Below are 20,043 nucleotides of genomic sequence, written 5' to 3'. Positions count from 1 at the left end.
GATACCGCCTAGGGACGCATATCCTGGTAGAGCTTGAGCATGTCCTTGTATTCACCCGCCGTCTTCTGAATGGAAAACCGCATACGCACCGCATTCTCCGCAAATGCCACGCGCTCGACGTCCATCTCGACCGTATTGCCATCGATGCCGGACTGCATCGGCACCCGGTAGAGCAATGCCTCCTCCGCCGCTGACGGACGGGACTCCAAATGCCGCCGCGAAGTCGTCGCCATGCCCACAAACGCATTGCCGCTTGCCATCGCCCGTTCCAATTCGGCGCCAAAGTCGATGTCCCGCGCCTTGTAGTTCGGGGTATCCGCGTTGGCGATATTGGCTGCCAGAAACTCCAGCCGGCGAGTGCGCAGCCTGAGCGCCAGTTCATGCGCGTTTTCCGCGCTACGCGCAGCATTCTGGATAAATGCGGTTTCCATCTCGCCTCTCCAACGCATTCGGAAGAGGGCAGACTAGCCTACCCCACTCCGCGTCATTGCGAGGATAAGCGATCAATTTATCAACGTTTCAAATGACCAAGTTGCAATGATCTTGACACCGTTGTGCCGTACAGAATTCGCCTGCTTTGGACGCATTTCCCTCAGATGACCGGTTCGTAATATTCGAGTCATTCGACTGATCGTGTCGGGCCGATAGACTGTGCACACGGTGAGCGAGACAGACTCGCCAACATGACTCCGGAGAACTTTCCATGAAGAAGCTTCACACTGCCATTCTTACCGCCGCACTCTCGATCCTCGCAGGCACTGCCGTGGCCGCTCCCGCCGAGGGGCAGGTCCATCGCCCTCGCGATCCCTTCACGGACGGCGCACGCGCCGGAGCCTCAGCCAGCGACGTGTACGCCGGCGGCGCGCGCATCGACAAGCGTGACGTTTTCACCGACGGAGCACGTATTGGGGCGCGAGACGTCTTCACCGACGGCGCTCACGGGCTCTGACAGGTTGACGCCCATGCCAGTTTGACACTTGCACAAGTGTGAGGGGAGCCAGTCATCCGTCCAGGTTGACTGGCTTCCGGTGCTGCTCTTTTGCCTCTACCGTGGCACGAAGAGCTTGTGGCTTGCCTCCTACGGAGGCAAGCCATTTTCTTGGGTGCGCGTCTGGGCTAGCGCCATGCTAACGGCCATGCGGCGCATCAGAACTTGAACGGAAAGGTGCCCCCACCCACACTGTCCGGAACGACCAGTCCGGTGGAAACGCACTCCGTTCTACCGGAACGAATTTCGTCGGAACCACAGCGGGCGGCGAAGTGCTTTTCCTGGCCCCCCGTAGTGCCCCACGCGGATGCCCAGATGACTGGCTCGCTGTCAATTCTGTCGAGGTAGATTTTCCGGCGTAAGCACCGGCGTGTTGCAACTGGAACGCATCGGCAATGTGCTGCTGCGGAATCACCTGATAGATGACCCGTTTGGCATGGATGGCCGCCAGGCCGCACGAACTCTGGTTGATCATTGCGGCTGCCCCCGACCAGTCCCAGCACGCGCTGCTGACGTACGAAAAGTCTGGCCGTTGGTTCTGGACCTGCGCCACCGGTCAGCACGTCAATCATGGCAATTTTCTCGCCAACCCTTCACGCCGCGAGGGATTGTGTCAGCGCACCGGGACCGTATCCTCATGATTTGCTGCTGGCCACACGCGCCAGGCAGCGAGAAATCCGACAACAGAAACGCACGCAAGCACCACAAATGCTGCACGCATCCCGTATCGCGCCCCCACCTGCCCCGCGAGCGGATAGGCAATCAGCCAGCACGCATGCGAGAGGGAGAATTGCGCAGCAAACACTGCAGGGCGATCGGCTGAAGCCGCCGAGCGTTTCAGCAGACGTCCGCTTGGCGTCAACGTCATCGAGTACCCGATGCCGGTGGCAAACCACGTCAGCAGAAGCATGGGCCATTCGATGACTTGCCCGAACCCGGTCAGTGCTACTCCAAAAGCGAGACTGGCTGACATAAGGATGGCGCCGCCCAGCATGGCTGGACGATCAGGACGATTCGCCAACAGCCTCGGCAGTAACAGTGCCACAAGCATCGATCCGCAGCCGAAGGCCGCCAGAGCGAATGGGACATCAGACGCCGGACGCTGCAGCTTGCTTTGCACATAGACGACCGTGTTCACGATGACCATCGAGCTGGCGGCGGCCGCGGCGAGGTTCAGGGCCAGAAGCCCTCGCAAGCGGTGCGTCCGAAGGTAGATCGACATACCCCGAAACGTTTTGGCATACAGGCTCTCCTTGCGAGCTATCGCCTTGGATTGCGGCAAACGCACCGAAACGACGAACGCAGCCGACACCAGGAAGCCCACGACAGTGCCGCCGAACAGCCAGTGAAAGCCGATGACCGATAGCAACGCGGCGGCCAGCATCGGACTCACCAGACTCTCCATGTCATACGCCAGGCGCGACAGGGATAAGGCATTCGTATAGGCCTTCTCTTCAGGAAGGACGTCCGGGATGGTCGCCTGAAAAGTTGGCGTGAACGCCGCCGATGCCGACTGCAACAGGAAAATCAGGATGTAGATCTGCCAGATCTGCGTCACGAACGGCAGAGAAATTGCCACCAGCGCCCGCACGAGGTCCATCGCAACAAGGAATGCGCGACGCGGAAGCCTGTTGGCGAACGCACCCACAACCGGGGCAATGCCCACATAGGCAACCATCTTGATTGCCAGCGCGGTTCCCAGGACGCTACCCGCGTTCGCACCAGCCAGATCATAGGCGAGCAGACCCAGCGCGACCGTCGCAAGCCCGGTGCCAATCAGCGCGATCACCTGCGCACCGAACAGGTGCCGATAGGTTCGGTTCCGCAATACGTCCAGCATGCAACCTCCTAAGCTTCAGCGAGTTCGTCGCGACCCACGCCCGCGCCCCGTTTCCGGCGCACCACCATGCCGCATATCGCGGGCAACACGAAGAGCGTGAGCACGGTGGCCGTGATCAATCCACCGATCACGACCGTTGCCAGTGGCTTTTGCACCTCCGCACCCGTCCCCGTTGCGAGGGCCATGGGCACGAAGCCCAGAGATGCCACCAAGGCAGTCATGAGCACCGGTCGCACCCGTTCCATCGCGCCATCGATCACGGCCGCGTCCGGCGCCACCCCGTCTTCCAGCCGTTTGCGGATGGCCGATATCAGGACGAGACCATTGAGAACGGCCACGCCCGAGACAGCAATGAAACCCACTGCTGCGGAGATGGAGAACGGGATGCCGCGCAGCAGTAGTGCGAACACGCCTCCCGCCAGCGCCAGGGGCACAGCCGTCAGAACTGTCGCGGTCAGCATTGCATTGCCGATCGCCATATACAGCGCCGCGGCGATCAGCACGAAGCAGGCGGGCACAATCATGGCGAGTCGCTTGGTCGCGGCTTGCAGGTTCTGGAACTGGCCGCCCCATTCGATGTACATGCCGGGAGGCAACTTGACGTCCCGCGCGATCCGCGCAGCAGCATCGTCTACAAAGCTGCCGAGGTCACGCCCGCCCACATTGGCTTCCACGTACACGCGACGCTTGCCGTTGTCGCGGCTCACTTCGTTCAGGCCCTGTGTGAATCGGAACTCGACAAGCTGCCGCAATGGCACGGAAACCCGCGCCTGGTCCGAGGCGGCTGGCAGCATCACGGGCAGCGCGCCAAGCACATCGAGGTTCTCCCGCTGATTGCCTGGCAGGCGGATGACAATATCGTAGCGCCGATCGCCATCGAATATCTGGCCTGCCGGGCGGCCCGCCATCGCTGCCGAGACGGTATCGGCCACTTCCTTCACCGTCAGCCCATACCGCGCGATAGCGGCGCGATCGAATACGATGTCGAAGGTGGGAAACCCGCTGGTCAGCGGTACGCGCACATCCGTTGCTCCGGGTGTCTTGCGCAAGACGGCGGCAATGCGTTGCCCAGTGGCGGTCAGGTCGTCGAGATTCTCGCCATAGATCTTTACGGCGACATCGCTGCGCACGCCACCGATCAGTTCATTGAAGCGCATCTCAATGGGTTGGGTGACGTCGTAATTGTTGCCCACCATCGGTGCCGTCTTCTCCCGGATACGCTCGATCACCTGTTCCTTGGTGGTTACGCCATCCGGCCATTCACTCTTCGGCTTGAGGATGATGTAGTTGTCGGAGGCGTTGGGCGGCATGGGGTCAGCCGCCAGGCTGGCGGTACCCGCCTTGGAGTACACAGTCTTCACCTCAGGGAGCGAGAGCACGGCGCGTTCCAGCGGCAAATCAATCGCCACCGACTGATCGATCGATGTCGATGGAATGCGAACGGAGGACAGGTTAAGGTTCTGTTCGTCAAGCGTTGGCATGAACTCGCGACCGACAAAGGCGAACGCAACTGCAGCCAGTGCCAGCACCAGCAAGCCGGCGCCGACAAACGGAATCGGTCGCGCCACCGCCCGCTCCAGCCACGGGCGGTACCACTGCTTGGTCGCGACGATCACCCGTACTTCCTTTTCGGAAACTTCCTTGCGTAGCAGCACAGCCAGCATCGCAGGCACGAAGGTCAGGGACAGCACGAATGCGGACGCCAGCGCCAGCATGAGCGTCATCACCATCGGCGAGAACATTTTTCCCTCCACGCCCTGGAATGTCAGGCACGGCAGGAATACCAGGAAGATCACGAGTTGCCCATAGATCGTGGGGCGAAGCATTTCCCGTGACGACAGCAACACTTCGTCCAGGCGTTCCCTCAGCGTCAGTAGACGACCTTCCTGATGCTGACGCTGCGCCAATCGCCGCAGGGTATTCTCGACGATGATCACCGCACCATCGATGATCAGGCCGAAGTCCAGCGCACCCAGACTCATCAGGTTGCCGGAGATCCCAAGCTGATTCATGCCGATAGCACTGACCAGCATCGACAATGGGATGACCAGCGCTGCAATGACGGCAGCGCGCCAGTTGCCCAGCAGCAGGAACAGGATTACCACCACCAGCAAGGCGCCTTCCACCAGATTCTTGGCGACTGTCTCGATGGTGGCGGTCACCAGTTGCGATCGGTTAAGCGTAGGAACGATGACTACACCCGGCGGCAGCGTCTTCGAGATTTGTTCCAGCTTGTCGCCAACATCCTGCGCCACGGTACGGCTGTTCGCGCCAACCAGCATCAGCGCGCTGCCTATCACCGTTTCCTGGCCATTGCGGCTGGCCGCACCGGAGCGAAGTTCTCCGCCAATCTTGACGGACGCCACCTGGCCGACCGTGATCGGCACGTTCTGGCGATGGGCGATCACGGCGCGCGAGATCTCGTCCGCCGACTTGATGCGCGCATCGGCACGCACCAGGTACGATTCACCCGAACGGCGCATGAAGTTCGCACCCACCGAAAGATTGGCATCCTCCAGAGCCTGTGCGAGGTCGCCATATGAGATGCCGTAGGCGGCCATTTTTGCAGCATCAGGCTCGACCACGAACTGCTTGACATAGCCACCCAAGGAATCCACGTCGGCCACACCAGCCGTTGTCCTCAACTGAGGGCGAATGATCCAGTCCTGCACGGTTCGCAGGTATGCAAGCTTCGACACACGGTCATCAAGCCGTTCCCCGCGCTCGGTCAAGAAACTTCCATCGCGTTGCCAGCCCGGCGCCCCGTCCTTGAGCGGTGCGCCCTTGCCATCAGGGTATTGATACTCCACGCTGTAGTGGAATACCTCGCCCAGACCAGTGGAAACCGGACCCATCTGCGGCTCGGCGCCTGCGGGCAGGCTGGGACGTGCCTGCACGAGTCGCTCCGATACCTGCTGGCGCATGAAGTAGAGGTTGGCGCTCTCCTTGAAGATGACGGTGACCTGGCTGAACCCGTTGCGGGACATCGACCGCGTGTTCTCGACGCCGTTCAACCCTGAAATAGCGGTTTCGATCGGATACGTCACGCGCTTCTCGACCTCCACGGGGCTTAGGGTTGGCACCACCGTGTTGATCTGCACCTGCTTGTTCGTGATATCGGGCGTGACATCGATCGGCAGCAGCTTGAGCTGCCAGGCGCCGATTGCGGCAATCACGACCGTCAGGAACAGAACAAGCCATCGGTAGTGAATCGATCCACTGAGGACATTGCCAATCATTCGTCGTCCCCAGCTGCCTTGTTCATCTCGGCCTTCACCAGAAAGGCATTACGCGTTGCCACCTGCTCCCCGGCGCGCACACCGGAGAGAATCTGCGCCATGCCGCCACTGCGCGTACCGACCAGAACCGGCTGCGCACGGAATCCATTTTCCGTGCGCACGAATAACGCATCGGTGCCATCAATGTTCTGTACGGCATCTTCGGGAACCGACAACTCGCCATTGTTGTTTGCCTTGGCGCGCAAGCGAACCTGGACACCTTCGCCTACCACCAGGCGGTCCGAAGGTTGCTCCGGAATCACGACGACCGTGGCCGCGCGTGCACTGCCCGATACGGTTGGCGTGACAGCCTGGATCTTCGCCGGCAACGGCGATCCGTTGGAAAGCAGAATCGCGGCTTGGCCACCCGGTGAAATACGGCCCAGATCCCCTGCAGTGACGGCGGCCTCGACCTGCACGGCGCCCAGGCCAGCCACACGGAACAGATCGGCCTGCTGCGCGACATACGCGCCCAGCGTCACCGATTGGGCAGTAATCTTGCCGGCGATGGGGCTGACCACCGCGACCGCCCGGCCATCGCTTGTCAGGTGCGCAGCCTCGGCAACCGTTGTGGCGCGCTGCGCCTCGGCCTGCGCGACCTCCAGTGCCGCTTTGGCTGATTCCATTTCCTGGCGCGGTGTCACGCCTTGCTGAAACAGACTGGCTTCACGTTCATACGTCCTGCGGGAGAGATCCGCCCTGGCTTGTGCTACCCTGCGTTCCGAAGCCATCGCTGCAGCCTCCGGACTTTCGACGGTGGCCAGCACATCACCGGCGCGCACACCCTCGCCAAGGCGACGTTGAACCCGCAGCACCGTGCCCGCCGCACGGGACACAATCACAGCCTCGCCTCCCGGTACTGCGGCGACTCAGGCAGGCGCCAGAATCTCCGAACCCACCCCAACACTGGCGACCGGCTCGACGGCGATGTTTGCCGCCGCCAGATACTGGGTCGGAATTCGAACCTCTCGTGGGCCTGCCGGTTTGGCTGCCGCTGCTTCCGATGCGGCTTGCGCGTCGGCTGCCTTCGCGGGAACGGGCCCATTCCCCGGCAACAGCACGCGCGCGACGCCGAATCCCATCAACGCTGCTACCGCAGCAACGCCTGCAACCACCGGCCAGCTTGCAGGCTGACGCTTGTTCTTCATCATTTGGTGTCCTCGAATGCCAGGTGGCCGTCCGCCTGGGCAAGCACCGCCAGTGCGCGCACGCGCGCCAGACGCGCGTCAATGGTGAGTTGCCTGGCCTCCAGCAAGGCACGCCGGACGGCAAGCAATTCCATCAGCGGCGTCTTGCCGGCGTTATAACCGACGCGGCCCATTCGATAGGCCTCTGCCGCCGCCCTTTCACCCTCCTCGGCCGCGGTGATCTGGCGATCCGTTGCGCTGACCTGCGAGATGGCGGATCGGCGCGCCGCTACGGCTTCCAGTCGCATGTTGTCGAGCCTGGCCTGCGCGGCCGCGACGCGCTCCACGGCCGCATTGATGCCGCTGCGGTTTTGATCGAACAGGGGAATCGATGCCGTCACCCCGACAACATATCCGCTGGCGTTCGTCCATCCGTATCGACGCACGCCGGCACTTACGCCCACGTCCGGAATCCAGCGCTTTCTTTCCACGCCAACTTGTGCATCCAGCGCATTGCGCTCGGCCTCTGCCGCAGCGACGGTCGGGGCCTCCTGTCCGGGGAGTGCCGCGGTCGGCACGGTGCCTTGTGTCGTTAGCAGGGAACTGGACACCGCGGTGTACGGTTCGGCAGCTCCCGTCATGGCCGACAGCCGCGCCAGTGCATGCGTGGCGTCATTGTCGGCGGCGGCCTGCGCAGCCTGAGCGGCCGCCACACTTGCCTGCGCTTGCGCGCTGCGCAGCGCTGCTTCCTTTCCGGACTGCACTAGCGCACGCGCAGCAGTGAACTCCTCGTTCGCACGTGCCAGGTTTTCCGTCGCCAGCGCCATCCGGGCGGCCATGGCCTCCGCGGCGGCATAGGCAACCGCTAGTTCTGCCGCGTAAGCAACCCGTGCCAGGCGCTCACGCGCTTGCGCTGCGGCATAGTTGCGGTCCCCCACTTCGATTCGTGCGCCCCGCTTGCCACCAACCTCAAATGGCTGGGTAATCGAGTAGGTGTTCTGGCGCTGGCTCGTGCCGTCGCTTGACGGTGCGCCGAGGTTCTCCAGGACCGTATCGATCCGTGGATTCAGCCAGGCACGTGCTTGATTGGCATCGGCATCTGCGGCGCGGACGGTGGCGGCCTGCGCCATCATCGCCGGGGCACTTGCCATCGATTGCTGCAACAGGACACTATAGGGCGGGGCTTCCGCCGCGACCCCTCGCACCGAAGCCAGGAGCCATAAGACGGCACCGATGTAGTGCACTTTGGCTGGCGTGAACAAGGTTACCTGGGTCATCTGAGAGTCGTAAGCTTTGCTACTTCTATCAATACGCGGCGCGAACGGATACACAAGTCGTCGGCACGTCGAAATCGCTCGTCGGCACATGACAGGGGCGCTGCGAGCGCCCTTTCTTCGTCAGTCGACCTTGAGCCGCCCTTTTGCTGCCAGCTTCTTCCATCCCGCCACCTCGCGAGCGATCCGTTCCTGCAGCAAGGAAGGTGTTCCGCCAGCGGCCGAAACACCATCGCGTTGCAGGTGCTCGTTGGCATCAGGCGCTTTCAGAAAGGCATTGACGGCCGAGTTCACCTTTGCGACCACCTCTTGCGAGAGGCCCTTCGGTCCGATCAGACCATGCCAGTGGGGTACGTCGAAACCGGGTATCCCCGACTCGGCAACCGTCGGAACGTTCGGCAGGGCGTTAAGGCGGGTTGGCGTTGTGACCGCTACAGCAACAAGCTTGCCGGCGCGAATGTGCGGCAAGGCAATTGCAACACTGCTGAAGTAGACGTCGCATGTGCCTGCAAGAGTGTCGGACATTGCAGGCGCGGCGCCCTTGTAGGGGATGTGCGTCATTCTGATGCCTACGCGATCCATGAAGAGTTCCGTCGCAGCGTGAGCAACCCCGCCCGCGCCGGAGGTCGCATAGTTGATCTTGTCCGGGTTGGTCTTGGCCTTCTGAATCAGGTCACCGATCGTCTTGATGTTGGTCTTCGGGTTAGCGACGATGAGCAGCGGGCCATTCGAGATCTGGACGATGGGCGTCATGTCTGCCACAGGATCGAACCCAAGGTTGTAGACCGCAGCGTTCACGCTGTAGCTCGAAGCGATGAGGGTCAGCGTGTAGCCATCGGGCGCTGAGTGCAATCCCTGCTCCGTGCCAAGGTTACCGCCTGCTCCTGGCCTGTTGTCGACCACGAACGGCTGCTTCAACGCGGCGTTGAGCCTGGAGGCGGTAAAGCGCGCGATGGCATCCGAGCCGCCTCCGGCCGCAAACGGCACGACGATTCTCACAGGCCTTGACGGCCAAGCACCTTGCGCAGGCGCAGGGAGGGCAGCCGCTGCAACCGCGGCCGCAGCTCCGCGCAGAACTGCTCGCCGGCTCAGGCAAAACTCGCTCCTATCTACTTGCGTCAACGTCGTCTCCTTTGAAAACAAGCAATGGTCCTTCGGCGACGCATGGGCGTCTATCGCAAAATCTTCAGCGATTCTTGATCGTTGTGCATGTATCAGGCTTTGGGCGGCCGACCGTTACCTTTGTCGCAGCGACAGAGCTGATGAACTGCCGAATCTAAGAGTCGAATTCGAAGCGGCCGACAGCACGTGTGAAACTCTCGGTACATTCCCCGAGATGGAGGCCGACAAGGGGCCGGCCTCCATCAAGGCAGCGGGGACTGACCGAGAGCGAGCTTATCGGTGGAGGGCGTCGTCAATCCGTGGTGGTCGCCCGTGGTAGGGTAGGGTGTTTTGACTTTGGAACCCTGGCGTTCCATATCTCCATGTCAACAGCTTGCACGCTTCCCACCGCCGTCGTTACCCTGGCCGATGCGGCGGCGCTCGATGCGGCGTCGAGTCGCTTTGCGGTGCCCTGCGGCGACGGTGACATCCTTGTGCGTGCCTGGGGCCTGCCTGGGGGGCGGCCTACGGTACTGCTGCACGGCGGCTCGGGTAGTTGGGTCCACTGGGCGCGCAACATCAGCGCGCTCGTCAGTGCCGGCCGGCGCGTCTGGGTGCCCGACCTGCCCGGTTTCGGTGACTCTGCGCGGCCGCCTTTGGGCACCGATGCTGACGCGCTGCCTGAACCTGTCGAGCGGGCACTCGACCAACTGCTGGACGGCGCCGCGTACGATCTGGTCGCCTTTTCGTTCGGCACCATGGTCGCCAGCTTCATCGCCGCGCGTTGGCCTCATCGCGTAAGACGGCTGGTGCTGGTCGGTGCGCCTGCGCTCGGCATCGGGCCGGCGAATCCGCTGGGCCTGCGTGCGTGGATGCATCTGTCTCCCGGGCCCGAGCGTGACGATGTCATGCACGCCAATATGCGCGCGCTGATGCTCGCGCGCGAGGCGACGACAGATGACGACAGCCTTGCCTTCCATCTCTACCGCGCTGACCTGCTGCGCGACCGCATGCCCAAGCGTCGTCTGCACCAGACGGACGTCATCCAGCGTACCCTGCCTGCCGTGCGGTGCCCGCTCTTCGGCATCTGGGGCGAACAGGATGCGCTCTATCGGGGGCGCACGGACCTGATCGCCGGTGCGCTGAGCAAGGCACCGGCATTCAGGTGGCTGCGCATCATCCCCAACGCGGGCCACTGGGTGCAGTTCGAGGAAGCCGCGGCATTCGATAAGGTGTTGGACCAGGCTTTGACCGAAAGCTGAACGGTGGTCACCTGAAGCACCTGTTTCGGACTGGCCCGAACGCCTACCGCGCTGACCGCGCGCGCGACAGGTAAGGGAACCGACTCGCGACGCCGTGCGTCCGCTATCTGTCCGACCGACACGAGAACGGCGCTTCCTCGTTAAGCACCATCAGGTGCATTCTGCGCCAGGTGATCGCGTTTCGCGATCGCCCGCCACGACATGATCTGACCGGGGTGCTAGGCCCCGGCGGGACGCCGGGCAAGACAGGTTTCGCAACGCCTGCGTGCCGGCGCCGATGCAGCCAACGGTACAGCGCTGACGACTCGGGGGCCGACCTTGACCGCACTCATTGACCGACATGCTTCCGGGTCTTGCTGAAGATGCGCCATCCCTTGACGCGGCTGATATGCCTGCTGGCCGACTTAGTAAGGCGAACGACTGCTCTACAACTGGGAGCTTCCGCTGATGATGCGTAGGCCCCAGTGGCCGAAATGGGTCGGGAACGGAAGTCCACGGTTCCGGCGGGCCTTGGCGACCGACGAACTTCCGCGTTCGGCCAGGAACGGTCACTGCGAACGTACCCCCCAAAACGGGCATTCAGTTCTCGGGTACTATCGACGTGCCCGATTGCAGGGCTCCCGTTCCCCCGCCGGAAGCCGTTACAGAGGCAGTTCCGCATCCGGTGGTCTTGCAGCTTGCTTGGACTACGACACGCCGGAGGGGGTACGCAAGGTGAAAATACGGGCTGCAAATGCTGGCTACATGCTAAGACGCTAGAATGTCGACTGCTCACCGGACCACAGTCTACGGGTCCACAATTCGCGCTCTGGCTTGCTGATCCGCTAGCGTTGTATGGCGCCGACAGCGCCCCACTCGCGCCTGGTTACGTAAACCCGAAGGCGGACGGGAAGCAGCGGACAGTGAAGGCAATGTAAGCAGTAATCGCGGATAATTGCACGATCATCCTCGCCTTCATAACTGCCGGCAAAAATACGCATCCCATCGAACAAATAGAACGGGGGTCACATGAAGTATGTTTTTCGCAGAAACAGCTCAGTGGGGGCCATGGACGCCGAGTCCGACGAGCAGTTCTTGCGCGACTGCTTTCTCGACACGGGAGACTTGGAGTCTTTGATTGACTCCGACAACCCCAAACGTATTGTCGTTGGCCGTGTTGGCGCAGGGAAAAGCGCTCTACTTGCGCGGCTCCTGGAGACCCAGTCGAATGCCTTCGAGCTTCGCGCGGAGACACTATCGCTGAGCTATGTGGCGAACTCCGACATCATCCAGTTCTTCGAGTCCGCCGGCGTCAAGCTTGACCTCTTCTACCAGTTACTGTGGAAGCATGTTTTCGTGGTGGAACTACTTCGGCGGCGTTACAAGATTACCGAGCATGAACCCTGGGGCTTTTTGGATAATTTCCGGGATCTCTTCCAGAAAGACCAGGCAAAGAAACGCGCCGTGGAGTATCTCCGCCAGTGGAACGACCAATTCTGGCAGGACACGGAGACACGCGTCAAAGAGTTCACCACCAAACTCGAGCGCAAGCTTGCCGGTACGCTGGATGCAAAGGTTCATGGCTTCTCACTAAATGCTTCAGCGGCGAAAAACCTTACTGACGAGGTAAAGGCAGAAGTCATCCATAAGGCCCAGTCCGTCGTCAACGAGAATCAGGTTCGGGAGCTTGGAGAGATCATTACGCTCTTGGCGGATGAGATCTTCACCGACCCCAAAAATAGGTTTTACATCGTCATCGACAGGCTAGACGAGTCTTGGGTTGACGATCGCATCCGATACAAGCTGATTCGAGCTCTCGTTGAGACAATCAGGGCATTCCAGCGCGTCAGGTCAGTCAAGGTCGTTATAGCGGTTCGGGAAGACCTGCTGCGGACGGTCTTCGAGTCAACTCGCGAGGCAGGCTTCCAGGAAGAAAAATTCGAAAGCCTTATCCTCCGCCTGAGGTGGAGCAAAGCCCAGCTTAGGCAGCTCCTGGACCTTCGTATCGAGAAGCTCATCAGAGAACAGTTCACGCAGAGGAAGGTCACATTCGACGACGTTTTCCGGGGCGCAGTTCGAAACGAATCCGCCATCGACTACCTTCTCAGCAGAACTTTATTCAGACCACGCGACGCCATCTCGTTCGTCAACTGCTGCATTGAGCTTTGCGAGGGAAAGGAGGCGGTCCCACCTTCCGTCGTTCAAGACGCAGAGCGCAAGTACTCTATGGGGCGATTGCGATCTCTCCGTGACGAGTGGAGTGGCCACTATTCTTCGCTCAACGCATGCGCTGAACTCATCCGGGGGAGACAATCCCATTTCAAGTACTCCGAAATCACCGAACAAGACTTGGCTGATTGCGTCCAGGAGCATTGGACTGAAATCGAGGAGACTGACCCTTTAAGGATTGCAGCAAACGACTACATGCAGAGCACGCGCTCTGCCAACTCTTGCATTATTCAGATTTTGAAGGTCCTCTACACGACATCGATAATCGGCATCAAACCAGAGGCCACGGAACGGGTGAGCTGGTCGCATCTCGATGACCGCGGAATCTCCGACGGCCAGTACAAGAAGAGCTCGGCAATCAATGTGCATCCAATGCTTTGGCGCGCCTTGGATATCGTTCAGCCTGTTCGGATAGATAGTCGCCGGCGCGACGACCGGCAGAAGGCTGCCAGCAAGGAACTCAAAACGAAGGTAGCCTAATTAAGTGACACCTCGACCGCAACTCGCGGTTCTAAGTGCCATTCGGTTCGTCCATGATGGATGAACACCGTGCGAACTGCCGGACAATCAGGGGGCCTCAAATGTGGTCCCCATCCATTCGGTGCTTAGGCAGCTTCTTCAATCAGGAACCTGTTCGGATTCCTTCCCAGCCACGCCGGTGCGCGACCGCGGCCCGACCAGGTCGCACCTGTCTTCGGGTCACGATACTTCGGAGGCAGCGGTTCCTTTGCTACCTTGGCGGCTCCGCTACCGGCGGGTCGACCCCGACGGCTCTTGCCTTGAATGTCTTCGCCGGACAGACCGTACTGCTCCATAAGCGTCCGGATGTGATCGATGACCCCTGCCACTTCTGTTGCGCGAACTTCTGCGAGTTGAGCTTCCAGAGCTTCCTTCTGCACCAGCAGTTGCTTGTAGGTTGCCATGCAAAATCCTCAATGGAGCGGTTAGAGAAGTCTAAAATTTTACCGAATCTCGTCCAGTATAGAAGTTCCTAAGCCGGCCCATGCCATTTCAACGCGCTACGCGCTAGCGATTGAGTACTGGGCTGCTGCCGGTCCGGTGGACACCGACCTAAGCTTCTTGCGCCTTTTGGAACTCTATCGGGCTGACATAGCCGAGCGTCGAATGTCGGCGCGTCGGGTTGTAGAACCGCTCGATATAGTCGAACACGTCGGCTCGCGCTTGCTCCCTGGACAGATTACCTTGTGAACCGCCCCGGTTTTCGAGGAGGCCGATTGGTTTAAGTTGAGGCCGCCACAGCGCCTCGCTGGCGAGTTGCCGCCAGTAGTTTGCCTCAGCTTCAGCCGGAGGGATGTACCCGATGGGCTCAAGCAGTCGGATGTGGTTGAGCCAGCGCACCCATTGCAGGGTGGCCAGTTCCACGGATTCCCTGGACTTTCAGGGCGCTCGGCGGTGAATCAATTCGGCTTTGTACAGCCCATTGATGGTCTCGGCCAGCGCGTTGTCGTAGCTGTCGCCACGACTGCCGACCGAGGGTTCGATGCCAGCCTCGGCCAGGCGCTCGGTGTAGCGAATGGACAGGTATTGGGAGCCTCTGTCGGAATGATGAACCAAGGCATCGGAGCTGGCCGGTTGGCGGTCATACAGAGCCTGTTCCAGGGCATCCAGCACGAAGTCCGTACGCATGGTGCTGTTCACGCGCCAGCCTACGATTCGCCGCGCAAATACGTCGATGACGAACGCCACATACAGCCAACCCTGCCAGGTCGAGACATAGGTGAAGTCCGACACCCATAGTTGATTGGGCCGCTCGGCTTGAGGCGTTCGCGCTTGCTGCTGGTCAGGCCCTCGCGTTGCCCGCTGTCGACCTCCTCACGCTTGACCCAGTCCAGCAGCGTCTGCGATACGCAGCCAATCTTGGGCGCGATGGATTCAACGGCTGCCCATAGCGAGGGGTATTCGCCTCGATGCTCCTGCACCATGCGCACGGCACGCTCGCGCACCTCGGGTGAGAACTTGTTCGTCTTGTTCATGGCTCCATTCTCTCAAGAGTTGGAGCCTCCTCAAGCCAAATCCCGGGGCGGTTCAGGGGGATATCGAAGCCCTCGTTATCCAGCAAATACAAGAGGCGCTGAAAACAAAGCGCTGAGGGCATTCTCCCGGTCTAATGGATATCACTCTCTGGCCCATCCCAATGACCGCTCAGCGTCGCGAGCCGCCGATGGAGCCGGGCCTGGCCTGTGACTGGGGCGGACGACGGGGACCGGCCAGAAGCGGCCAGTCGACAACCACCACCACATTGCACACAATACGTAGTCTGGTCCTCAAAGGCATCCACCGCACCATGCAACGACACACCCTGTATGCGTATGTAGATGGGACTGACCTCGACGACGTTGCAGTGGCTATCGAGCGGGAGCTCGTCGCACTTGCAGACTCGTCAGGCTGGGTCGCTTCGCGCCCAATTGTGGTGAACCAGAAGAGCATGCACGCTGGTAGCCGACCAGATGACTTGCCGGACTGGGACCTAGGAGTCAACTTGACCCTGCCCGAGCCTGAATTCGAGCCAACTGATTGGTTTGCTGACATCGAACGAGTTGTGGCGCGCTTGGCCCAACTGCATTCGAAATTCGGGCGCGATTTCGTCATTGGCATTGCGGATAACGCAAGCGGCGTGGCCGACGACCTTTTTCACATCGAATCAGAGACCACAGACTTAGGTAAGCTGCGTATGCTCATCGGGGCTTAGGCTGTCCAACGTCGTGATGGAGAAGTGTTTTGCTGCGGCTACCGCCTATCGGCCAGCACCGGTCGCTCACTAGAGGCTGCTTCGCGTTGCACACGTACGACGACAGAGAATCGGATTTACATGAACCTCGCTTCCCTCATCGCGGACCTGGAGTCGGTCGATAACACACTCACCATCGTCGCAAAACGACCATGGACCGCAAACTCGGACGCACGGTTGGTTTCATTGACCGACGAGTACCGCATTCCTAGCAACGTACTGCAAGAGGGCTTTGAGTATTTTCTTGAGGTGTCAATAGCTCTCGATGAAGTACTAGGCGAACTCGCGAGCCAACTCTCACCGGCTCAACGGGTCGCAGCGATTGTCTACTACGCTGAAAATGACGCTTATCCAGATTGGCTCAATACGATAGCTCGGTCCTTGCGTGGATGACCGCTTCGCGGTGACCAGCGTGGCGAATTGGGTGTCTGCTCAGGGTCGGTAACCGCCGATTGGAGGCGATAGCGGCAGTACTTCTTGCGCATGCGTCACGCCGTGATTTCCTGACTGGCGCATTGGCTTTTGGCTTTTGGCTTTTGGCTTTTGGCTTTTGGCTTTTGGCTTTTGGCTTTTGCCTTTTGGCTCTTGGCTCTTGGCTCTTGGCTCTTGGCACGCTGGCGACCTTCGGCAACCTTCGGCAACCGGAGCATTGCGAAGATTGAGTTGCCGCTTCTTCCTGAGCGTTAACATGAGATCGCCGCGTAGCGATGGCTGCGCGGCGATCCTGTCCTACGGTGCAAGTTTCGGGCGGAGGCGCCACACGGCGCCAGCCTACTCCCGAGCGTCGGAATCGCTAGCAAAAGGCATCTACTGCACGCGGACGCTAGGGCTCAGTCCGCTGCTTCTTCTCGAATTTAGACAACTCCTCGAGTTGCGATCGAACCTTCTCTAAGATGGCGCGTTGCTCAGATCGCGTACGCGACCGCAAATATGTGAGTGCCACCAATGTAAGTGGATGTACGTTGAGAGCCTCGGCAAGAGAATCAATTTTGTCCAGTGTCGGACTCTTTAACCCTCGCTCTAGGCTACTGACGTATGTCCGGCTGGAAACCACATCCAGCGCCTCTTGCGGAGCTTTCCGGAACCGCCGCACTGTACGCAACGCACCACCAAAGTTCTCTCTGAGCGTCATGGGAAGAGCTGAAGCAAATCCCATAATCTCGTCTTTATGAACACTATAGAGCTACAATCTATAGTGTTCATTACCTTGGAGAGAGTCGTGTTCTTAACGCAGGAAGCTTGGCGTCATCCCAATCCTTCATTACAAGCCCTGGTTGCACCCGCCCAAGCCTGGCAATGCGTTAGCGTTGACGAAATGCGCCCTAGCCGTAAGCGCCCGGTGAACCCGTCTTGACGGGGCTACGCAGGAAGGACGGAAGCAGTCCAGCGATGTGGCAGGAGCTCCGCGATGTCGGCGGTCTTCTGAGTCGGCAGTCGCGTAAGCACGTCTTTCAGGTAGGCGTACGGATCATGCCCATTGAGCTTCGCCGACTGGATCAGACTCATGACTGCGGCTGCGCGCTGGCCAGCGCGCAGTGAGCCCGCGAACAGCCAGTTCGATCTTCCAAGAGCGATAGGCCGTATTTGCCCTTCGATATGATTGTTATCGATGGGCACGGCTGGATCCTCAACGTAGCGCACGAGCGCCGCCCAGCGTTTGAGGCTGTAGTCGATGGCACGCGCGATGGCCGAGCCGTCGGGCACCCTCCGCCTTTGTTCACTAAGCCAGAGATGCAGCGCATCCAGGATTGGTCTGGCCCGCTGCTGTCGCGCTTCCAGGCGTAGTTCTGGCTCGGCGTCCCGCACCTCTCGCTCGATCTCGTAGAGCCCAGCAATGAAGCGCAGCGCCTGGCCAGCCAATTCGCTCTTGTGCTTGTCGTGCAACTCAAAGTACTTACGACGCGCGTGAGCCATGCACCCAATCTCGACGATGCCGCCGCCGAAGCTGGCCTTGTAGCCCGAGAAGTCGTCACATACCAGCTTGCCCAGCCAGCCCCGCAGGAATGCGCGGGCATGTTCGCCGCTGCGGCTGGGGGCAAACTGATAGATCACCGCACGTAACGACGAGAGTTGGCTCGGTGCGTAGGCCCACAGGTAGGCGCGATGCGTCTTGCCGTCGCCTGGCGAGAGCATCTGCACTGGTGTCTCGTCGGCATGCAGTACGCTCTGGGTCAATACCTCCGCCTGCAGTGCATCCACCAGCGGTTGCAGACGCACGCCGCAGATGCCGACCCACGCGCCCAGCGTCGATTGCGGGATCGCCAGGCCGGCGCGTGCGTAGATGCGTTCTTGCCGGTACAGAGGGAGATGGTCGCCGAACTTGGACACCAGCGTATGCGCCAGCAGGCCGGCGGTGGGGATGCCCTTGTCGATGACGTGCGGAGGAACGGGTGCCTGGGTGAGAGTCTCACATTGACCGCATACCCACTTGCCCCGGATATGAAGTTCGACCGTGAACACGCCAGGGGTGTAGTCCAGCTTCTCGCTGACGTCTTCGCCAATGCGCTTGAGCGCGCAGCCGCATGTGCAAGTCTCGGACTCCGGCTCGTGACGAATCTCAGTGCGAGGCAATTGGGGTGGAAGTGCTTGGCGCTTCGGCTTGTCCTTGGGCTCCGACCTGGATGAAGGAGTCAGTGCTTCGAGCTCGGCTTCGATTGCCTCAAGGTCTGCATCGAGGGCTTCCTCCAGCAAGCTTGCCTGGGCAGATGTCAGTTGCTCGCTGCGTTTGCCGAACTTCCAGCGCTTGTGGATGGCTAGCTCGTGAGTGAGCTGATCGATCTTGGTTTGCCGGTAGCGCAGCTCTTGCGCGTGACGCGCAATGACGGCGTCCTGCTCCTGGATCTGTGCCCGCAGCGTCGCAGCCAGCTCGCGCAGTTGCTGTGGGCTCAGATCGTCCAGGTTCTCGGCGGGATTCATGTTCCGAATCTTGCCAGTTCCCCGTCACTCCAACTATTGGCACAGCCCCCAATGGACGCTCGGCCCTTGTGCCAAGCCACGACTAAAGCACGGTGATCGCCTCATCGCGGCCCAGGCGTTGCCAAGGCAGGCCCAGCACCAGCGCATCCAGTTGCTCTCGGCACAGCGGCGTCGCGATGGCCGTCATACCGTCGGTCCAGACGAAGCGGCCCTTATTGAGTCGCCGCGCCGCTAACCAGATACCAATGCCGTCGTACATCAGCACCTTGATACGCGTCGCGCGCTTGTTCGTGAAGAGATAAGCATGATGCGGTCGGGCGGCTCCGAATACCTTCACCACCCGAGCCAAGACCGTATCTGTTCCCGCTCGCATGTCCAGCGGCTCGGTAGCTAGCCAGATTGCCTCGATGCGGATCAACGCAACCACCCCTGAAGCCATTCGCCACACTCTGCTGCGGCCGATCCTGGCCAACGAATACTGATCGTCGCAGCACCGCGTCGCACTTCGATCTGTATATCCGGTATCGCAGGCGTCGGCGTGGGATCGCCGATCTGCAACGGGATGAACTCGGCTTGGGGTACTGTCATCAATGCGCGGGCTTCGCCCGCGCTATCCAACACTTGGTGTTCAGCGACCCAGCGTCGCAGCAGATTCGCGTTCACGCGATGGTGCAGCGCTACCGCCGCAATCGAAACACCCCGATGCAGGCAGTCCTGAACGGCTTTAGCCTTGAACTCGGCGCTGTGCCGACGTCGGCGTCGCGCTGGTGCGCTCTCTTCGATAGTGTTCACGTGTCCACCAAGAATTTAGATGGACACGATGCTCCTTGCTCTCCTGCTTCCCTTCAAGACGGGTTCACCGGGCGCTTACCCCTAGCCTTCTGTTGGAGGTGAAGCACCTCGACCCCAGCGAACTGCCGAATTGGATTCTGTCCTCGTCAATGGAGGACGTGGTCGATATGCTTATTCATGCGCCAGAGCGAATCGGCGCCGTTCAAGCACTGGTGCCTAGCGGGCTGCACAAATCAGGAACCTGGCATTTGGAGCCAGTGGTCGGCATCGACGAATGGGTTCTGGGCAATCGCTCGGGACTTGAATGCCATACGGAATCGGGCGAGCGGTACGCATTTGTGCCGAGGCCAGCGAACTCGGAAACGCACCGTCAATGGAAACTTCCTGCTGCTGCGCTCTGCGATGGAATGACGACCTGAGCGGCAGTCCTGCCCGGCTGCCTAGCAACTTGTGCGACTGGACGTCAACCAGCTCGCGCCATTTAGTGCACGCGGCCGCGCCTGACTTG

18 protein-coding genes and 3 pseudogenes are annotated in these 20,043 nt (G+C 60.6%); 7 read left to right on the top strand and 14 right to left on the bottom strand.

The features are described from left to right. Positions 1-8: 8 nt before the first annotated feature. Positions 9-431 (bottom strand): flagellar basal body rod protein FlgB, encoded by a 423-nt coding sequence (gene flgB, locus K6G35_RS22705; RefSeq protein WP_008642701.1) that lies wholly within the window; start codon positions 429-431, stop codon positions 9-11. 272 nt (positions 432-703) lie between these two features. On the opposite strand from flgB, the gene K6G35_RS22700 reads away from it, so the two are divergent. Beyond that, positions 704-949 carry a hypothetical protein gene (locus K6G35_RS22700; RefSeq protein WP_008642700.1) on the top strand — a complete coding sequence of 82 codons (246 nt, stop codon included), beginning with the start codon at positions 704-706 and terminating at the stop codon, positions 947-949. 652 nt (positions 950-1,601) lie between these two features. On the opposite strand, the gene K6G35_RS22695 is transcribed toward K6G35_RS22700, so the two are convergent. From K6G35_RS22695 to K6G35_RS22670, 6 genes and pseudogenes are all read right to left on the bottom strand, one after another. Continuing rightward, positions 1,602-2,828, bottom strand: a complete 1,227-nt coding sequence (locus K6G35_RS22695; protein WP_008642699.1) for an MFS transporter — start codon at positions 2,826-2,828, stop codon at positions 1,602-1,604. Positions 2,829-2,836: 8 nt separating this feature from the next. Continuing rightward, positions 2,837-6,067, bottom strand: a complete 3,231-nt coding sequence (locus K6G35_RS22690; RefSeq protein WP_008642698.1) for a CusA/CzcA family heavy metal efflux RND transporter — start codon at positions 6,065-6,067, stop codon at positions 2,837-2,839. Next, positions 6,064-6,954, bottom strand: a pseudogene (locus K6G35_RS22685) (efflux RND transporter periplasmic adaptor subunit); the annotation flags it as partial. The gene K6G35_RS22690 and the pseudogene K6G35_RS22685, both read right to left, overlap by 4 nt. 21 nt (positions 6,955-6,975) lie before the next feature. Further along, complete coding sequence (locus tag K6G35_RS22680; protein WP_051069083.1) at positions 6,976-7,257, bottom strand: hypothetical protein; 282 nt, start codon at positions 7,255-7,257, stop codon at positions 6,976-6,978. Further along, positions 7,254-8,510 (bottom strand): TolC family protein, encoded by a 1,257-nt coding sequence (locus tag K6G35_RS22675; RefSeq protein WP_011229386.1) that lies wholly within the window; start codon positions 8,508-8,510, stop codon positions 7,254-7,256. The genes K6G35_RS22680 and K6G35_RS22675 overlap by 4 nt, the downstream gene beginning before the upstream one ends. Positions 8,511-8,630: 120 nt before the next feature. Next, the gene (locus K6G35_RS22670) at positions 8,631-9,650 is read right to left on the bottom strand and encodes a tripartite tricarboxylate transporter substrate binding protein (protein ID WP_011514836.1); all 1,020 of its coding nucleotides are present in this window, start codon (positions 9,648-9,650) and stop codon (positions 8,631-8,633) included. A gap of 341 nt (positions 9,651-9,991) precedes the next feature. On the opposite strand from K6G35_RS22670, the gene K6G35_RS22665 reads away from it, so the two are divergent. From K6G35_RS22665 to K6G35_RS22655, 3 genes and pseudogenes are all read left to right on the top strand, one after another. Continuing rightward, a complete protein-coding gene (locus K6G35_RS22665) occupies positions 9,992-10,870 on the top strand; it encodes an alpha/beta fold hydrolase (RefSeq protein ID WP_495676369.1) in 879 nt (292 codons plus the stop codon). A gap of 681 nt (positions 10,871-11,551) precedes the next feature. Next, a pseudogene (locus tag K6G35_RS22660) lies at positions 11,552-11,787 on the top strand (BrxR family transcriptional regulator); the annotation flags it as partial. Between the two features lie 130 nt (positions 11,788-11,917). Further along, positions 11,918-13,558 (top strand): P-loop ATPase, Sll1717 family, encoded by a 1,641-nt coding sequence (locus K6G35_RS22655; protein ID WP_017515034.1) that lies wholly within the window; start codon positions 11,918-11,920, stop codon positions 13,556-13,558. A 125-nt stretch (positions 13,559-13,683) separates the two neighbouring features. Here the strand turns inward: K6G35_RS22655 and K6G35_RS22650 are convergent, their stop codons facing one another. From K6G35_RS22650 to K6G35_RS22640, 3 genes and pseudogenes are all read right to left on the bottom strand, one after another. After that, complete coding sequence (locus K6G35_RS22650) at positions 13,684-14,001, bottom strand: H-NS histone family protein (protein ID WP_495676368.1); 318 nt, start codon at positions 13,999-14,001, stop codon at positions 13,684-13,686. Between the two features lie 148 nt (positions 14,002-14,149). Next, positions 14,150-14,857 (bottom strand): annotated as a pseudogene (locus K6G35_RS22645) (IS3 family transposase); the annotation flags it as partial. After that, the gene (locus K6G35_RS22640; RefSeq protein WP_011229381.1) at positions 14,746-15,072 is read right to left on the bottom strand and encodes a hypothetical protein; all 327 of its coding nucleotides are present in this window, start codon (positions 15,070-15,072) and stop codon (positions 14,746-14,748) included. The pseudogene K6G35_RS22645 and the gene K6G35_RS22640, both read right to left, overlap by 112 nt. Before the next feature lie 311 nt (positions 15,073-15,383). Here K6G35_RS22640 and K6G35_RS22635 point away from each other — a divergent pair, with 311 nt between their 5' ends. Further along, complete coding sequence (locus K6G35_RS22635; RefSeq protein ID WP_227874024.1) at positions 15,384-15,788, top strand: hypothetical protein; 405 nt, start codon at positions 15,384-15,386, stop codon at positions 15,786-15,788. A gap of 120 nt (positions 15,789-15,908) precedes the next feature. Then, entirely contained in the window at positions 15,909-16,220 is a 312-nt protein-coding gene (locus K6G35_RS22630) for a hypothetical protein (RefSeq protein WP_017513085.1), read from the top strand. 430 nt (positions 16,221-16,650) lie between these two features. On the opposite strand, the gene K6G35_RS22625 is transcribed toward K6G35_RS22630, so the two are convergent. The 4 genes from K6G35_RS22625 to tnpA all read right to left on the bottom strand — a co-directional run bounded on the left by K6G35_RS22625 (position 16,651) and on the right by tnpA (position 19,535). Continuing rightward, entirely contained in the window at positions 16,651-16,959 is a 309-nt protein-coding gene (locus K6G35_RS22625; RefSeq protein ID WP_104669951.1) for a helix-turn-helix domain-containing protein, read from the bottom strand. A 227-nt stretch (positions 16,960-17,186) separates the two neighbouring features. Next, complete coding sequence (gene tnpC / locus K6G35_RS22620; RefSeq protein WP_133428611.1) at positions 17,187-18,743, bottom strand: IS66 family transposase; 1,557 nt, start codon at positions 18,741-18,743, stop codon at positions 17,187-17,189. 82 nt (positions 18,744-18,825) lie between these two features. Beyond that, the gene (gene tnpB, locus K6G35_RS22615) at positions 18,826-19,161 is read right to left on the bottom strand and encodes an IS66 family insertion sequence element accessory protein TnpB (RefSeq protein ID WP_170292681.1); all 336 of its coding nucleotides are present in this window, start codon (positions 19,159-19,161) and stop codon (positions 18,826-18,828) included. Next, entirely contained in the window at positions 19,158-19,535 is a 378-nt protein-coding gene (gene tnpA / locus K6G35_RS22610) for an IS66-like element accessory protein TnpA (RefSeq protein WP_038319240.1), read from the bottom strand. The genes tnpB and tnpA overlap by 4 nt, the downstream gene beginning before the upstream one ends. A 98-nt stretch (positions 19,536-19,633) precedes the next feature. On the opposite strand from tnpA, the gene K6G35_RS22605 reads away from it, so the two are divergent. Next, positions 19,634-19,954 (top strand): hypothetical protein, encoded by a 321-nt coding sequence (locus K6G35_RS22605; protein WP_495676367.1) that lies wholly within the window; start codon positions 19,634-19,636, stop codon positions 19,952-19,954. Positions 19,955-20,043: the final 89 nt, after the last annotated feature.

It is taken from the genome of Cupriavidus sp. HY129 (assembly GCF_059492215.1).
The sequence above is the reverse complement of the archived record's forward strand: the minus strand, read 5'-3'. Positions and strand labels throughout refer to the sequence as shown.

Coding starts and splice junctions, on each gene's coding strand:
- K6G35_RS22665 (WP_495676369.1), top strand. CDS start 9,992: ATGTCAACAGCTTGCACGCTTCCCACCGCCGTCGTTACCCTGGCCGAT.
- K6G35_RS22640 (WP_011229381.1), bottom strand. CDS start 15,072: ATGAACAAGACGAACAAGTTCTCACCCGAGGTGCGCGAGCGTGCCGTG.
- K6G35_RS22635 (WP_227874024.1), top strand. CDS start 15,384: ATGCAACGACACACCCTGTATGCGTATGTAGATGGGACTGACCTCGAC.
- K6G35_RS22650 (WP_495676368.1), bottom strand. CDS start 14,001: ATGGCAACCTACAAGCAACTGCTGGTGCAGAAGGAAGCTCTGGAAGCT.
- K6G35_RS22690 (WP_008642698.1), bottom strand. CDS start 6,067: ATGATTGGCAATGTCCTCAGTGGATCGATTCACTACCGATGGCTTGTT.
- K6G35_RS22695 (WP_008642699.1), bottom strand. CDS start 2,828: ATGCTGGACGTATTGCGGAACCGAACCTATCGGCACCTGTTCGGTGCG.
- K6G35_RS22655 (WP_017515034.1), top strand. CDS start 11,918: ATGGACGCCGAGTCCGACGAGCAGTTCTTGCGCGACTGCTTTCTCGAC.
- K6G35_RS22700 (WP_008642700.1), top strand. CDS start 704: ATGAAGAAGCTTCACACTGCCATTCTTACCGCCGCACTCTCGATCCTC.
- tnpC (WP_133428611.1), bottom strand. CDS start 18,743: ATGAATCCCGCCGAGAACCTGGACGATCTGAGCCCACAGCAACTGCGC.
- flgB (WP_008642701.1), bottom strand. CDS start 431: ATGGAAACCGCATTTATCCAGAATGCTGCGCGTAGCGCGGAAAACGCG.
- K6G35_RS22675 (WP_011229386.1), bottom strand. CDS start 8,510: ATGACCCAGGTAACCTTGTTCACGCCAGCCAAAGTGCACTACATCGGT.
- K6G35_RS22625 (WP_104669951.1), bottom strand. CDS start 16,959: ATGACGCTCAGAGAGAACTTTGGTGGTGCGTTGCGTACAGTGCGGCGG.
- K6G35_RS22680 (WP_051069083.1), bottom strand. CDS start 7,257: ATGATGAAGAACAAGCGTCAGCCTGCAAGCTGGCCGGTGGTTGCAGGC.
- K6G35_RS22630 (WP_017513085.1), top strand. CDS start 15,909: ATGAACCTCGCTTCCCTCATCGCGGACCTGGAGTCGGTCGATAACACA.